The 14335-nt window shown below is 67.8% G+C and carries 16 protein-coding genes; 3 read left to right on the plus strand and 13 right to left on the minus strand.

Annotated features, from left to right (window positions below):
- Nucleotides 1-12: 12 nt before the first annotated feature.
- The 4 genes from DI276_RS10185 to DI276_RS10200 are packed head-to-tail and all read right to left on the minus strand — an operon-like array spanning nt 13 to nt 3751.
- Nucleotides 13-1167 carry a sensor histidine kinase gene (locus DI276_RS10185; RefSeq protein WP_112263345.1) on the minus strand — a complete coding sequence of 385 codons (1155 nt, stop codon included), beginning with the start codon at nt 1165-1167 and terminating at the stop codon, nt 13-15.
- Nucleotides 1168-1176: 9 nt separating this feature from the next.
- Nucleotides 1177-1902 (minus strand): ABC transporter permease, encoded by a 726-nt coding sequence (locus DI276_RS10190; RefSeq protein WP_112263022.1) that lies wholly within the window; start codon nt 1900-1902, stop codon nt 1177-1179.
- Nucleotides 1886-2779: an ABC transporter ATP-binding protein gene (locus tag DI276_RS10195; RefSeq protein ID WP_112263023.1), complete on the minus strand. Its 894-nt coding sequence runs from the start codon at nt 2777-2779 to the stop codon at nt 1886-1888. Before DI276_RS10195 ends, DI276_RS10190 begins: the two co-directional genes overlap by 17 nt.
- A 57-nt stretch (nt 2780-2836) precedes the next feature.
- On the minus strand, nt 2837-3751 hold the full coding sequence (locus tag DI276_RS10200; RefSeq protein WP_112263024.1) for a LysR family transcriptional regulator: 915 nt from the start codon (nt 3749-3751) through the stop codon (nt 2837-2839).
- 71 nt (nt 3752-3822) lie between these two features.
- Here DI276_RS10200 and DI276_RS10205 point away from each other — a divergent pair, with 71 nt between their 5' ends.
- Entirely contained in the window at nt 3823-4680 is an 858-nt protein-coding gene (locus DI276_RS10205) for an SDR family NAD(P)-dependent oxidoreductase (RefSeq protein WP_112263346.1), read from the plus strand.
- On the opposite strand, the gene DI276_RS10210 is transcribed toward DI276_RS10205, so the two are convergent.
- A complete protein-coding gene (locus tag DI276_RS10210; RefSeq protein ID WP_112263025.1) occupies nt 4628-5215 on the minus strand; it encodes a TetR/AcrR family transcriptional regulator in 588 nt (195 codons plus the stop codon). The genes DI276_RS10205 and DI276_RS10210 overlap by 53 nt on opposite strands.
- A gap of 80 nt (nt 5216-5295) precedes the next feature.
- Between DI276_RS10210 and DI276_RS10215 the strand changes: the two genes are divergently transcribed.
- Complete coding sequence (locus tag DI276_RS10215) at nt 5296-5628, plus strand: antibiotic biosynthesis monooxygenase family protein (protein ID WP_112263026.1); 333 nt, start codon at nt 5296-5298, stop codon at nt 5626-5628.
- Between the two features lie 2 nt (nt 5629-5630).
- Here DI276_RS10215 and DI276_RS10220 read toward each other — a convergent pair whose 3' ends face one another.
- Nucleotides 5631-6230, minus strand: a complete 600-nt coding sequence (locus DI276_RS10220; protein WP_112263027.1) for a DUF305 domain-containing protein — start codon at nt 6228-6230, stop codon at nt 5631-5633.
- Nucleotides 6231-6323: 93 nt separating this feature from the next.
- On the opposite strand from DI276_RS10220, the gene DI276_RS10225 reads away from it, so the two are divergent.
- Entirely contained in the window at nt 6324-7805 is a 1482-nt protein-coding gene (locus DI276_RS10225; protein WP_408610518.1) for an LVIVD repeat-containing protein, read from the plus strand.
- Between the two features lie 12 nt (nt 7806-7817).
- On the opposite strand, the gene DI276_RS10230 is transcribed toward DI276_RS10225, so the two are convergent.
- Genes DI276_RS10230 through DI276_RS10260 form a run of 7 tightly spaced genes read right to left on the minus strand, consistent with a single transcriptional unit; the run spans nt 7818 to nt 14324 of the window.
- Nucleotides 7818-8978, minus strand: a complete 1161-nt coding sequence (locus tag DI276_RS10230; protein ID WP_198680546.1) for an MFS transporter — start codon at nt 8976-8978, stop codon at nt 7818-7820.
- Nucleotides 8975-9370, minus strand: a complete 396-nt coding sequence (locus DI276_RS10235; RefSeq protein WP_112263028.1) for a VOC family protein — start codon at nt 9368-9370, stop codon at nt 8975-8977. Before DI276_RS10235 ends, DI276_RS10230 begins: the two co-directional genes overlap by 4 nt.
- Nucleotides 9371-9377: 7 nt before the next feature.
- A complete protein-coding gene (locus DI276_RS10240) occupies nt 9378-10487 on the minus strand; it encodes a low temperature requirement protein A (protein WP_112263029.1) in 1110 nt (369 codons plus the stop codon).
- Nucleotides 10484-11512 (minus strand): ABC transporter ATP-binding protein, encoded by a 1029-nt coding sequence (locus DI276_RS10245; RefSeq protein ID WP_112263030.1) that lies wholly within the window; start codon nt 11510-11512, stop codon nt 10484-10486. The genes DI276_RS10240 and DI276_RS10245 overlap by 4 nt, the downstream gene beginning before the upstream one ends.
- Before the next feature lie 6 nt (nt 11513-11518).
- Nucleotides 11519-12301 (minus strand): ABC transporter permease, encoded by a 783-nt coding sequence (locus DI276_RS10250; RefSeq protein ID WP_232836560.1) that lies wholly within the window; start codon nt 12299-12301, stop codon nt 11519-11521.
- Nucleotides 12289-13206: an ABC transporter permease gene (locus DI276_RS10255; protein WP_232836561.1), complete on the minus strand. Its 918-nt coding sequence runs from the start codon at nt 13204-13206 to the stop codon at nt 12289-12291. Before DI276_RS10255 ends, DI276_RS10250 begins: the two co-directional genes overlap by 13 nt.
- On the minus strand, nt 13203-14324 hold the full coding sequence (locus DI276_RS10260) for an ABC transporter substrate-binding protein (RefSeq protein ID WP_232836562.1): 1122 nt from the start codon (nt 14322-14324) through the stop codon (nt 13203-13205). The genes DI276_RS10255 and DI276_RS10260 overlap by 4 nt, the downstream gene beginning before the upstream one ends.
- Between the last annotated feature and the right edge of the window lie 11 nt (nt 14325-14335).

A 14335-nucleotide genomic window follows, 5' to 3' on the forward strand; every position in this document is an offset into this window, starting at 1 on the left:
CCCACTCACCGCTCACGCCGGCACCCGCGCCGAGATCGCCGTCCCCGCCCCAGGCTCCGACTCCACGAACAACGCCCCGGACAGCCGATGCACCCGATGCCTCATCGCGGACAGCCCGAACCCCGACGACGGCGCCGCCAGGTCGAAGCCCACACCGTCATCGCGCACGTCCAGCGTCACCACGTCCTCCATGTACGACAAAGTCAGCCCAACACGGGAAGCCGAGGCGTGCTTCGCCACGTTCGACAGCGCTTCCTGGGCGGTGCGCAGCAAGGCGATCTCCACCTCCGGGTGCATCACCCGCACGGCACCGGTCAACGTGACCGACACCGGCACGCCGTAGACCGTGGACCAGCCCGACGCCACCTCGTCCAGCGCCTCGGGCAGGGCCGCCGTGTCCAGCGCGGGCGGGCGCAGCGCGTGCACCGAGCGGCGGGCCTCGGCCAGGTTTGCGCGCGCCAGCGAAGCAGCCACCGACACGCGGCGTTCCCAGTCGGATTCCGAGGCCGCCGACAGCTGCGTGATGATGCCCGCCAGGCCCTGCGCCAGCGTGTCGTGGATCTCGCCGGCCATGCGGTGGCGCTCGTCCTGCACGCCTGCCTCGTGCGCCTGCACGAGCAACTGGGCGTGGAGGCCCTCGTTCTCCTCCAGCAACAACTTGCGCCGCCGGGCTTGTTCGGTTGTCACGTGGCCGACGAACGTGAAGGTGCACGCCGTCACCACGAAAACGAGCAGCAGCAACCAGAAGGCCGGCCGCGCCTCCGCGGACGGGTAGCCACCGAACAGCGACAGGGTCGCCAGCACCGCGGTCAGCGCCACCGCGAGGAACATCCAGCGGCCGCGCAGCACCTCGCTCGCGTAGATGTACACCGCGAACGACACGGCGCCGAACCAGTGCTCGCGCAGACCCAGCACGCCGTAGAACACGACCATGCCGGCGACGAACACACCCATCAGGCCCGCGCGTGAACGCCACGCCGGGTGCAGCGTGAACCACCACGCCATCCACGCGCAGCCGAACGCCACCACGCCGTAGGTGATCCAGCGCTCCGAGGTCGAGTGCGCGGTGAAGATCGAGTACATCACCGTCGTCACGGTCAGCACGAAGTACGGGATCACGTGTGCGACAGCAGCGAGCCGACGCTCCCACGTGTCCAACGCAGCCATGTCCACGAGCTACTCCCAGCGGAACGTCCTGGCCGCGACGGTACCCGCCACGAGGCTCACCAGCCCCATGATCGCAAGATGCCTCCAGTCCGGCGTGCTGCCGAGCCACGCCTGTTGCAGCGCCTCCACACCGGGAGGCGTGTACGAGCCGATCGTCTGAATCACCGAGGGCAGCATGAACCGCGGCAGGTACACGCCGCCGAAGAACATCAGCAGCATGAACACCACCGTCGCCCAGCCACCGGCCGCCCGCGCGTTCGGGGCCAGTGCGGCGATCACCAGGCCCAGCGCGAACGTCCCACCGCCTCCCAGCACCACGGCACACGCCAGACCGAGTGGATGGTGAGGCAGATCGACGCCGAACACGACGTACCCCACCAGGATAGTGAGCAGCACCGACAAGATCGCCGCGCAGAAGTTGACCACCAGCTGGCCCAGCAGCAACCGCGCCGGGTGCATGGGCGTCGTGGCCAGTCGGCGCAGCACACCCTTCTCGCGGTACGTCGCCACGACCGCCGGCAGGCGTTGCAACCCGATGAACACCAACGTGAGCACGACCAACGACGACATGTACGAGTCGATGAACCGAAGCCCACCGAACTCCGGCGCAGGCGTCCGCAACGCCGGAACAGCCCCCAGCACCAAGAGCAACAGGCACGGGAACAACAGCGAGAACAACGAGTTCAGCCGATCGCGAACGAACAGCCGCGCCTCGATCTCAATGATCCGCAGCATCAGAACCCCCAGTGAGCTCGACGTAGGCGTCGTCCAGCGAAACCTGGTCGACCCGGAGTTGCCGCGCCACGATCTGCTTGCGCGCCAACAAAGATGTCACGGCGTGCAGCAACTCCTCCGACCCGGAGACCACAACCTGCTCCCCCACCGCAGAAACCGCGGAAACCTCCGGCAACGCCTCCAGCAGAGCAACGTCCAGAGCAACCGACGGCACGAACCGGACCCGGCACGAACCGTCCACACGCGACACCAGCCCGGCAGGCGAGTCCAGCGCGACGATCCGCCCGTCGCGGAACACCGCCACCCGGTCGCACAGCCGCGCGGCCTCCTCCATGAAGTGCGTGACCAGCAGGATCGTCACCCCGGCCGACCGCACCTCCTCGATCACCGACCACGTGTCCCGCCGCGCCTGCGGATCCAGTCCGGTCGTCAGCTCGTCCAGGATCGCGACCTGCGGCGACCCGATCAACGCCAGCGCGATCGACAGCCGCTGCTTCAACCCGCCGGACAGCTGCCCGAACTCGGCCCGCAGATGCGACGACAGCCCCAGCCGCGAAGACCAGTCGGCAGGAGACGGGTAGAACGACGAGAACAACGACAGCGCCTCACCCACCCGGATCCGCTCCGGCAGCTCCGACGACTGCAGCTGCACCCCGATCGCCGACCGCACGTCGGCAGGAGCCTGCCCCAGCACGGACACGCTCCCCCGGTCCGGCGTCCGCAGCCCTGACACGCACTCGACGGTCGTCGTCTTGCCCGCCCCGTTCGGCCCGAGAATGCCGAAGATCTCCCCCTCGGCCACCGAGAACGACACCGAGTCCACCGCGACCCGAGGCCCGTATCTCTTGCCGAGATCCCGCACTTCGATGATTGCCATGACCCAAGCTTCGAAGAACTCGAGCCAGAGATCATCGAACGAGCAGCGAGACCAGAATCAACCGATCGGTTGATGCTCCAGTACGACCGCGCGCAACGCGGCAGCCAACCGCGCCACCGGCTCCGGCACCACACCGGGCAACCGCGCGAGCAGGATCTGCCGCCGCTCGGCAGGCCCACCCCGCACCGGCAGCACCCGCACCCCGGCCGGCACCACCAGCGCGGCAGGAACCGTCGTGATCCCCAGCCCGGCCGCGACCAGCTGCAGCTTCGCCAACCAGTCCCGCGCCGTGTGAGCAACGACAGGCCGCGCGGACAGCCCAGGCCACACCCCCATCACCAACGGGTCGCCGGGCCCAGCGATCCACCGTTGCCCCACCAGATCATCCACATCGACAAAATCATTGCGCGCCAACGGATGCAAATCAGGCACGGCCACCCGCAGACTCCGTTCGACCAGCACCTCGACCTCCAGCGCAGGCGACTCGTCGTCAGGCGCCCGAAACGGCGGCGACGACGCGATCAGCGCGACGTCCAACGTGCCCGCCCGCAGCGCGCGCACCAACGCCGGTGTGCTGCCCTCACGCGTAACGACCGTGATGGACGGATGAGTGCGAGCCAACGCCACCAACGCCCGAGGCACCAACCACGCTCCAGCCGTGGCGAACCAGCCGAGCCGCACAGTGCTCGCGTCCTCCTCCGGCAGTCCCGCGAGCTCTCGCGCAGCAGCATCAACCTGATCGACCACAACGGCCGCATGCCGCAACACGAGCCGCCCCGCCGAAGTGAGCCGCACACCGTCATACCGCCGCTCCAGCAACGGCACCCCCGCCGCCCGCTCCAACGCCGCGATCTGCCGCGAGACAGCCGACTGCGTGTACCCCAGCGCACCAGCCGCCGCAGTGAGCGTCCCCTGCTCAGCCACCTCCCGGAACACCCGCAAAGCGACCAGCGACGCATCGGTGAAGGTCATGACGTCTACGCATACCCCGGTTGAGGTTCTTGCGCTACTCGCATGTCCGGAACAGCCCTACCGTCAACGACGTGATAGCACTCGTCACCGGCGCGACCCAGGGCCTGGGACTGGCCCTCGCAGCAGGACTCGCGCAACGCCTGGGTCCCACCGACACCGTCTACCTCACCGGCCGCGACCCGGACAAAGTCAAGACCGCCGTCCAGGCGATCCCGAACAGCGGCGCCGAGGTCCGCGGCGAACTGTTCGACGTGGCGGATCCCCAAGCAGCACAACGACTCGCCCAACGGATCAAGGAACGCCACGGCGGCATCGACATCGTCTTCGGCAACGCCGTCATGCGCATCGGCCCCGACGACAACCCGCGCGAGATCATCGACACCTACACCCAGGTCAACAACTTCGGCACCACAAGGCTGCTCAGAGCGTTCGCGCCACTGATCAACGACAACGGCCGGCTGCTGATCGTCGCCAGCTCGCTCGGCACGCTCCACCACCTGGCACCGGTGCTGCACCAGCGGTTCACCGAAGCGTCCTCTTTGGACGAGATCGACCAGCAGATCGCAGAATGGCGCGACACCACCAAAGCAGGCCGCGTCAGCGCCTGGCCCGCCTTCATCAACATCCCGTCGAAGATCGGCCAGGTGGCCGCGGTCCGCGTGCTCGCCGAAGAACGCCGCGGCGACCTCGACCGCGGCATCCTGATCGCCGCGGTGTGCCCGGGAATGATCAACACACCGACGTCCGCGCTGTGGTGGGACGTCAGCACCGCACCAACACCGGCCCAGGCCGCGGCAAAGCTGCTGGACCTCGCTCAAGCCCCCGTCAAACCGGAGCACTTCGGCGAACTGGTCCGCGACGGAAACCCGATCCCGTTCAGATCCGCTGATCCAACCCGTGCACGACCTGGTCGAGCAACGTCTGGATGACCGCCTCGTTGTGCTCGGTGCGCCCCGGCGTGATCATCCGGGACGTCGCCTCGACCATCGCGTGCACGAGCATCGCCCGCAGCTGAGCGCGCTGCACCCCGGCCGTCTTGAAGACACCGACCAACGGCGCCAGCAACCGTTCGTGCTCGGCCCGGATCTGCTCGCGCGACGAGTCCGGCAACGTGTGCGCGGACAGGGCGACCACCGCCCCGTGGCTGCCGTCGGTGATGATCGCCAGCTCGGTGCGCAGGTACGCCTCGATCTTGGCCGGCACGGACGCGGCGCCGTTGACCGCGTCCTCCAGCTTGTCCGCCCACTCCGGCAGCGCGTCCGACACGATGGCCGCGACCAGCTCCTCACGCGACCGGAAGTACTCGTAGAGGCTCGGCCGCGACAGCCCGACACGTCTCGCGAGCGACGCGAGCGTCAGCGCCTCCGCCCCCTCGGTCGCCACGATCTCGCGCCCGGCGTCCAGCAGGGCGCGCAACCTGTTGGCGCGGTGCTCGGCCACGGTGTCTGCGCTGATCCTCGGCACAGCGGGATCGTATCGCGCTTGATTTCCCGACGGGGAGTTGGAATAGTTCCCGACAGAGCGTCGGAATCAAGGAGGGGCCCATGTTCATCGCGACGAACCGCCTGTTCGTGCCCGCCGAGCGCGCAGAGGAGTTCGAGGCCCACTTCCGCAGCAACATGCGCACGTTCCTGCCCGGCGTGCCCGGCCTGCTGCGCAGCACGTTGCTCAAGCCGACGAAGGAAGACCAGCCCTACGTGTCGGTCAACGAGTTCGAGTCCGAGGAGCACTTCCGCGCCTGGGTCGCCTCCGACTCGTTCCGCGAGGCGCACAAGCGCAACCGCGGCATCGCCCGCCACGTCACGGGCAACGCCGTCGAGACCTTCCAGCACGCCGAGGACATGGTGCTGCCCCAGCAGCGCACCGAGGCGTCCTGATCTCAGAGAGTGGGAAGCAGGGCCTTCATCCGGTTGATCTCGTCGGACTGCGTGGCCACCACGTCGTCCGCCATCTCCTCGACCTGGACGTTGGCCCCTGCCCCGCGCACGTCGGTGGCCATCTTGATCGCACCCTCGTGATGCTTGATCATCAGCTCCAGGAACATCCGGTCGAAGTCCTTGCCGCGCGCGGCTCCCAGCGCGTTCAGCTGGTCCTGCGTGGCCATGCCGGGCATCGAACCGTGGCTCTCGTGCCCGCCAACGATGTTGAACGTCCGCTGCCACTGCTTCATGGCGCCGATCTCCGGCTCCTGGCTGTACCGGATGCGGTCTGCCAGGCCTTTCACCGTCTCGTTCTGCGCGCGCTCCGGGGCGAACCGGGTCATCGCGAGCGCCTGCTCGTGGTGGACGATCATCATCGCCACGTACTGGCGATCAGCGTCGTTCGGCGGAGTCTGGCCTGCGCCGGACGCCTCCGACGCTGCGATCGTCGGCGCAGAGCCCCCAGGCGTGTCCGGCGCGATGAGCGGCGCCGACTCAGGTTCCGCCGTACAACCCGCCAACGCCACTACCAGCGCGATCACCGCAACCCCAGTACGCATGGTTAGCGACAATACCCTCCGAAAGGCGCTGGCCCTTAGCAAGGCGAAAGGGTCATACTCCCCCTCACCAACCCGTACTGAGGGGGTACAGCTGTGACTTCACGCGAAACGGCCCGGCGGCGCAGAACGCCTTTCGCGGTTCTGGGGGTGCTCGCGCTGACGCTGTCCACGTTGACGGCGCCCGCGTACGCCGAGCCCGACCTGCCGTCCGACGGCGCGGGACTGAGCGAGACCCAGCTCGAAGCCCAGGCCGAAGGCGTCAGCGGCATTCCGGGTGAGAACGAGATCAGCCGCAGCCGCAACATGGTCCTGGTCTCCCACCTGGACAAGCAGGCCCCGCTGAGCTCGACGCAGACCGACATCGCGTTCCAGGGCAACTACGCGTTCGTCGGCAACTACGACGGCTTCGTCATCTACGACATCCAGAACCCGAAGAAGCCGAAGATCAAGAGCCAGGTCCTGTGCCCCGGCTCGCAGAACGACGTCTCGGTGTACGGGAACCTGCTGTTCCTGTCGACCGACTCGTCGCGCAGCGACAACTCCTGCAGCAGCGTGTCCAAGCCGGCGACCGAGAAGTCGTCGTGGGAGGGCATCAAGGTCTTCGACATCAGCGACAAGAAGGCACCGAAGTACGTCGCTGCCGTCGAGACCGACTGCGGTTCGCACACCCACACGCTGGTGCCGGGCAAGAACAAGAAGGACGTGTACCTCTACGTCTCGTCCTACTCGCCCAACGCCACGTTCCCGGACTGCCAGCCGCCGCACGACAAGATCTCGATCGTCAAGGTGCCGCTGAAGGCTCCGGCCCAGGCGTCCCTGCTCAAGGCGCCGGTGCTCTTCCCGGACGGCGCGAACCCCGGTGTTCCGGGCAACATCGAGACTGGCTACACCTCGGCCACCTCGGGTTGCCACGACATCACCGTCTACCCGCAGCTCGACCTCGCGGCCGGCGCCTGCATGGGTGACGGTGTCCTCTGGGACATGTCGGACCGGGAGAACCTGAAGGAGATCCACCGGGTTCAGGACGACAAGCACTTCGCGTTCTGGCACTCGGCCACCTTCAACAACAGCGGCACCAAGGTCGTCTTCACCGACGAGCTCGGTGGCGGTGGCGCCGCGACCTGCAACGAGAAGATCGGCCCGAACCGCGGTGCCAACGGCATCTACGACATCGTGGGCAAGGGCAAGGACCGCAAGCTGGTCTTCAAGTCCTACTTCAAGATCCCGCGCATGCAGGCCGACTCGGAGAACTGCGTCGCGCACAACGGTTCGCTGATCCCGGTGCCCGGCAAGGACATCATGGTCCAGTCCTGGTACCAGGGCGGCGTCTCGGTGTGGGACTTCACGAACTCGAGCAAGCCGCGTGAGATCGGCTTCTTCGAGCGCGGCCCGATGCCGAACGCGGCGGGCGGCGGTACGTGGTCCACGTACTGGTACAACGGCTACATCTACTCCTCGGAGATGGGCCGCGGCTTCGACGTGATCGACATGCGCGACCCGCGCACGTTCGCGGCGAAGTTCTTCCGCACGAACGAGCTCAACGTGCAGACCCAGGGCAACTTCTACCGCGGGTAGCAGCTGTCCGAATCAGCGCGGCTGTCGTTTCTCGGCAGCCGCGCTGATCGCTGTCAGGACCAGAGTCACCGCGACACCACCGAAAACCGCCCAGATCGGCGAGCCGACGTCCATCGCCCACGCGGCAACGACCGCGGTCAGGCCGTATCCGGCGCCGGTCACCGCGTACATCATCGAGAACCCGGCCGCGTGCGCACCGACCGGAAGCCGTTCGCGCAGCGCCAAGCTCCGCGTCACGAGCACACCGGACTGGAACAACCCGGCCGCCAGCAACGCACCCGCGATGCCCGGCAGGTTCGGGAACAACGCGACCGCGCCGACACAGGTCGCGGTGATCACCAGCAGCACGAGTCCCTGTGTGCGCAACGATCCCGGCCACGGCCGCAACCCGTAGAGCACCGCGCCCAAAGCACTGCACGCCGCGAAGCCCATGAGCAGCGGCCCGATCCAGCCGATCGCGATCCCCCGGTGCTCCAGCAATGCCGGCAACACCAGTTCCGCGACCGCCAGCTGCGCCAGCGCCGCCGCGCTCACCAGGTAGATCGGCCACGCCGACGCGACGACACGGGGTTTCGCCGAGCTCGCGCGAGTGGTCACGTGTCCGCGCGGCAGGATGAACACCAGCCAGGCCGCGACGACGATCAAGCTGACCGACACCACGACAGGTGCCCGCCGGTCGACGCTCAACGCCAGCACGGTGACGAGCGCGGGCGCCACCGCCCACACCACCTGCGTGATCATGGCGTCGAAACCCATCGCCTTGGGCACCAACGCGTCCGGCACCAGCCCGAGCAGCATCGCGCGCAGCCCACCCGGTGTCGTCGACGGCCCGGCGCCCGCGATGAACGCCGCGATCACCAGCAGCGTCACGTTGGTCGTCAACGCCAGCGTCGTGAACGCCCCGGCCCCCACGACCAGCCCGGCCGCGAGCTGGCCGCGCATCCGGGACGGGTCGAGCAGCAAGCCCAGGAGCCCAGCGCCGAGGAGCTCCCCCAGCACGTACACGGCGGTGAGCGACGCCGCGAGCACGTAACCGCCGGACAGGTCCTTGGTCAGGAACACCATCATCAGCGGCGTCATCGACATGGGTAACTTCGCGGCGACCGTGACCACGGCGCACGCGAGCACGTCCCGGTTCGCGAGATCGCGGTAACCGGCAGCGGAGATCGTCACTCGCTCAGCTCCTGGAACAACGTCAGCTGCAACCCGGCAGGGGCTTTCAGTCTGGCGTTCAGCGAGTTCCACGGTGTGCGCGTGGGTTCCGCGACCACCTCAGCACCTGCGGCCTCAAGGTCACGAGTGGTCTGAGCGGAGTCTGCGACCTCGAACGCCACCCGGATGTGTCCCGCGACGCGCGAGCCCACCTCGACCTGGTCGATGAACTCGGCGTGCGGCGGATCGGTGATCTCCAGCGTGGCCCGGCCGGCCTCCAGGATCGTGACCCGCCCGCCGTCGGACGCGAACGCCGCCCGTTGCTCGAGGCCCAGCACATCGCGGTAGAAGTGCAGGGCCTCGTCGTAGTCGGCGGCGGTGACGACTAGGCGGAGTTCACGAACACCGGTCATGCGCTGATCATCGCACCAGCCGTGTGAGGACCACGACAACCACGGCGATCCCTGCCGTCACGTGGATCGGGGCTGGTCCGAACGTCGCAGCGAGCACAGCGGCGGAGCCGAGCGGCAACAGGTACTTGCGCAGCCCGGCCTGGCCGGGGCAGTCCTGCACGTACCAGACGCACAGGAAGAAGATCGCCAGCGGCACCGTCGTGAACGCGGCGACCGTCGTGCCGGGCGCGTGCGCGATGTGCAGGTCGTAGTCGACGCTGGCCGCCAGACCCGCACCGATCGCCGCGATCGAGCCGAGGATGAAGAGGTGCGCATAGCCCCAGAGGAACGCCTTCTTCAGGTTGTGCAGATGGGTCGGCGCCTCGAAGTAGATCCACCACGCCGAGAACACGATGATCAGCGATGCCGCGGCGAGCGAGACCAGGTTGACGCCGCTGTCGAAGCCCTTCTGGAACGCCAGCGTGGCCGCCAGGATCGACTCGCCGAGCACGATCAGGGTGAAGAGCCCGTGCCGTTCGGCGATGTGGTGCGGGTGCCAGGTCGTGGTCGCCGCCCGCTCCGCCCACACCGGCACCAGCAGCTCACCGATCATGCCGAGCACCCACAGCGGCAGCTGCAGGCTCGGCGGCGCGAGGACGACCCACAGCACCCAGAGCACCTGCATGCCGGCGATACCGGCGGCGTAGCGGCGGGTGCAGCGCTTGTGCGTCGGGTTGTCCAGTGACGCGCGCAGCCAGTGCGCGACCATGGCGAGCCGGATGACGACGTAACCACCGACGACGATCCGGTAGTCCTGCCGCTCGAACACCGCCGGGATGCCCGCCGCGATGACGAGCACTCCGGCGATCTGGATCATCGTGATGATCCGGTACAGCGTGTCGTCGTTGTCGAACGCGCTGGCGAACCAGGTGAAGTTGAGCCACGGCAGCCACAACGCGAAGAACGCCATGCAGAAGGCCAGCAGTCCGGCCCCCGCGTGGTTCTCACTGACGGCGTGGTGGAGCCCGGCGGCGGCCTGGGCGACCGCCACCACGAAGCTCAGGTCGAACAACAGCTCCAACGGCGTCGCGACCCGGTGGGCCTCCGCCGTGTCGCGCGCGAGGAGCTTTCTGATCATCCAGGCACCACCATGATCCGTGACTCGCTGAGGTCCAGTGCTACCTGCGTGCCGGGCTGGTAGGCGGCCGCCGTGTTGGACGGCTGGTCGACCCGCAGGATCTGCTCGCCCACTTTGACAGAGATCCGCGTGACAGGCCCGAGAAACGACTGAGTCAGCACATCGCCGACGATCTTGCCCTGCGTTCCGTCGTGAGTCGACACTCCGATGTCCTCGGGCCGCACGATGATGCGAACGTCGCTTCCGGACGGTTGGTCGTGCGTCGCGGGGACGGTCACCCCGTTGATCACGACGGTCTGCCCCTCGGCCTTGGCCTCCACCGAGTTCGTGACGCCGACGAACTGCGCCACGAACGCCGTCTTCGGCTCGCGGTACACCACGGACGGCGTGTCCAGCTGCTCCAGCCGGCCGTGCGACATGACGCCGACCCGGTCGGAGACGGCAAGCGCCTCCTCCTGGTCGTGCGTGACGAACAGCGTCGTCATGCCGAGCTCCGTCTGGATGCGCCGGATCTCGTCCCGCAGGTTCACGCGGACCTTGGCGTCCAATGCGGACAGCGGTTCGTCCAGCAGCAGCACGCGCGGCTGGATCGCGAGTGCGCGGGCGAGCGCGACGCGTTGCTGCTGACCACCGGACATCTGGTGCGGGTACCGGCCACCGAGGTGGCTGAGCCCCACCAGTTCCAGCAGCTCGCCGGTGCGCTTGGTGTCGGCCTTGCGCATCTTCAGGCCGAACGCGACGTTCTGCGCCGCGGTCATGTTCGGGAAGAGGCTGTAGGCCTGGAAGACCATGCCCATGTCCCGCTTGTTGGCCGGGACCTTCGTGATGTCCTTGCCGCCCACCGTGACCGTGCCGGAGTCCGCCGTCTCGAAGCCCGCGACGATGCGCAGCGCCGTCGTCTTGCCGCAGCCCGACGGCCCCAGCAAGCTCACCAGCTCGCCCTCGGCCAGGTCGAGGTCGAGGCCGTCCAGTGCGACGTTGCCGCCGAAGGACTTGCGCAGTCCCTTGAGTTCCAGGTGACCCATGTCTGATTACTCCTCGACCACGGTCTGACGGCGCCGCTGGCCGACATAAGAAAGTGCGAACAGAAGGACGAACGCGAAGAGCAGGCTCAGCAGCGACACCGCGATGGACACACCCGCGTTGCGCTTGCCGAGCAGGTTGACCTGCACCTGCAGCGTGTCGAAGTTGAGCAGCGACGCGATGGTGAACTCACCGAGCACCAAAGCGACCGACAGCAGCGACGCACCGATCAGCGCGACGCGGATGTTCGGCACGACGACCTTCCACAGCACCGTGAACCACGACGCGCCGAGGCTGCGGGCGGCTTCTGCCAGCGTCTTCAGGTCGATCGCGGCGAGACCGGCGTCGATCGCGCGGTAGGCGAACGGCAGCACCAAGATCGTGTAGGCGAACGTCAACGTCAGCGGTGAGTCTCCGAAGAAGTAGTTCACCCACGCGTAGAGCGGCGCCATGCCGACCACCAGCACGATCGCCGGGATCGCGAGCGGCAGCAGGCACAGGAACTCCACGAGCCGCTGCAGCTGGGGCAACCGGAGCCGGATCCACGCCATCGTCGGCACGAGCAGCACCAGCATCAGCACCGCGCTGGTGACCGACAGCAGCAGCGAGTTGACGAGCGCTTCCATCAACCCTTCGTCGTCGACGATGGAAGTCCACGACTCGAGGCTACGGGTGTTGTTCCTGCCACGCGTCGAGAACTCCGCCATCGCGATCAGCGGCAGGATGAAGTAGACGCCGAGGACCAGCAGGATGATCGTGCGCAGGACGCGCTGCTTCACTACCGAACCCACTTGGCGACCCTCCTCTGCAGCAGCACGTTCACGCCCATCGCGATGCTGACGACGATCACCATGCCGAGGCCCAGCGCCTTGCCCAGGTTCTCCTGGCCGAGCACGACCTCACCGGTGAGGAAGCCGCGGATCTGCAGCGGCACGATCGGGCTGCCCTGCGAGACGAGCGCGGCGGCCGTGGCGTAGGCGCTGAAGGCGTTGGCGAACAACAGGAGCAGCGCGCCGAGGAACGGCGGCGTCAGGATCGGGCCACCGACGTGCCGCCAGTAGGTCCAGCTGGTGCCGCCGAGGCTCGCGTTCGCCTCACGCCACTGTGGACGGAGGCCGTCCAGCGCCGGCAGGAACACGATGACCATCAACGGGATCTGGAAGAACGTGTAGACCAGCGTCAGGCCCGGCAGCTCGAACAGCCACGCGCTGCCGGCGAACAGGTCGATGCCAACGTTGTCACGCAAGTACTTCGTGACGAGACCCTCGAAGCCGACCGTCGCGAGGAACGCGAAGGCCAGCGGCACGCCACCGAACTGGGCGAGCACACCGGACGCGGCGACGACGACCCTGCGCAGCATGCCGTCGGGGTTGCCGACCGCGACCGCCCACGTGAGCAGCGCGCCGAAGATCGCGCCGATGACCGCCGTGAGCGCGGACAGCTCGATGCTGCGCACGAACGCGTCGAAGTACACGCCCTTGAACAACGTCGAGAGGTTGTCCAGCGTGAACGCGCCGTTGGAGTCCTGGAAGGAGCCCGCGAGCACGAGAACCGTGGGGTAGACGAGGAAGATGCCGACGAACGCGAGGAACGGCACCGCGACGAGCCAAGCGGCCGCAGATGGCCGACCGGCGGCCCCACCCTTGTTCTTGGTGGAGCCGCCGGGCGTCGTCGCTACGGGAGCGACTGAGGTCATCCGATGGCCTGCGCCCAGGTCGCCGTGAGCACGGCCTTGGCCTTGTCGGCCTGCGCCTGCGTCTGGAACACCTGCTTGCCGTCGGTCTTGGGCAGCTTCTCCTTCGCGGCCTTGTCCGCCTTGTCACCCATCTTGTCCAGGCGCACCGGGCGGGACATGCCCTTCAGGTAGAGGTTCTGGCCCTCGTCGGAGTAGAGGAACTCCTGCCACAGGCGCGCGGCCGCGGGGTGCGGCGCGTCCTTGCTGATGGCCTGGTTGTAGTAGCCGCCGATCTGCGCCTCGGCCGGCACGACGACCTTCCAGTCCATCTTGCCCTTGAGCTTGTCGGTCTGGGCGGCGTTGGTGTAGTCCCAGTCGATCACGACGGGCGTCTGCCCGGACTCGATCGTCGCGGGCGACGGGTCGACCGGCTGGAAGTTGCCGGCCTGCTTGAGCTGCTTGAAGAACTCGACACCCGGCGCGATGTCGTCGGCGCTGCCACCGTTGCCGAGCGCCGCCATCACGACGCCGGCGAACGCGGCACCGGCCTGCGTCGGGTCGCCGTTGAGCGCGACCTTGCCCTTGTACTCGGGCTTGAGCAGGTCCTTGACGCTCGTCGGCGCCGGCACCTTGGCGGCGTCGTAGCCGATCGACATGAAGCCGCCGTAGTCGCCGTAGTAGAGGCCGTCGGCGTCCTTGAGCTCAGCGGGGATGTCGTCCCAGGTGCTGACCTTGTAGGGCGCGAACAGGTCCTTGTTCGCGAGCGCCACGTTCAGCCCGAGGTCGAACACGTCCGGCGCGCGGTCGTTGCCCTTGAGCTGCTTGGCGGCGTTGATCTCCTCCTGGCTGGAGGCGTCCGGCTGCGCGGAGTCGATCTTGATGCCGTACTTGGCCTCGAACGCCTTGATGATCTCGCCGTAGTTCGCCCAGTCCGGGGGCAGCGCGATGACGTTGAGCTTGCCTTCCTTCTTGGCGGCCTCGACCAGCTTGTCCATGCCACCGAGCTCACTCGCCGACTTGGCGGTCCCGGCGGCTCCGGCCGGCGTCTCCTTGGCGGGCGGGGCGCCACAGGCAGCCATCGCCAGCACCAACGCGCCAACACCAATCAGTTTCGTGGTGACGTTCCCTCGCTTCAGCACAGGCGGAGGAT

Origin of the sequence: Lentzea terrae (assembly GCF_003265345.1) — a bacterium.
Classification (GTDB): Bacteria; Actinomycetota; Actinomycetes; order Mycobacteriales; family Pseudonocardiaceae; genus Lentzea; species Lentzea terrae.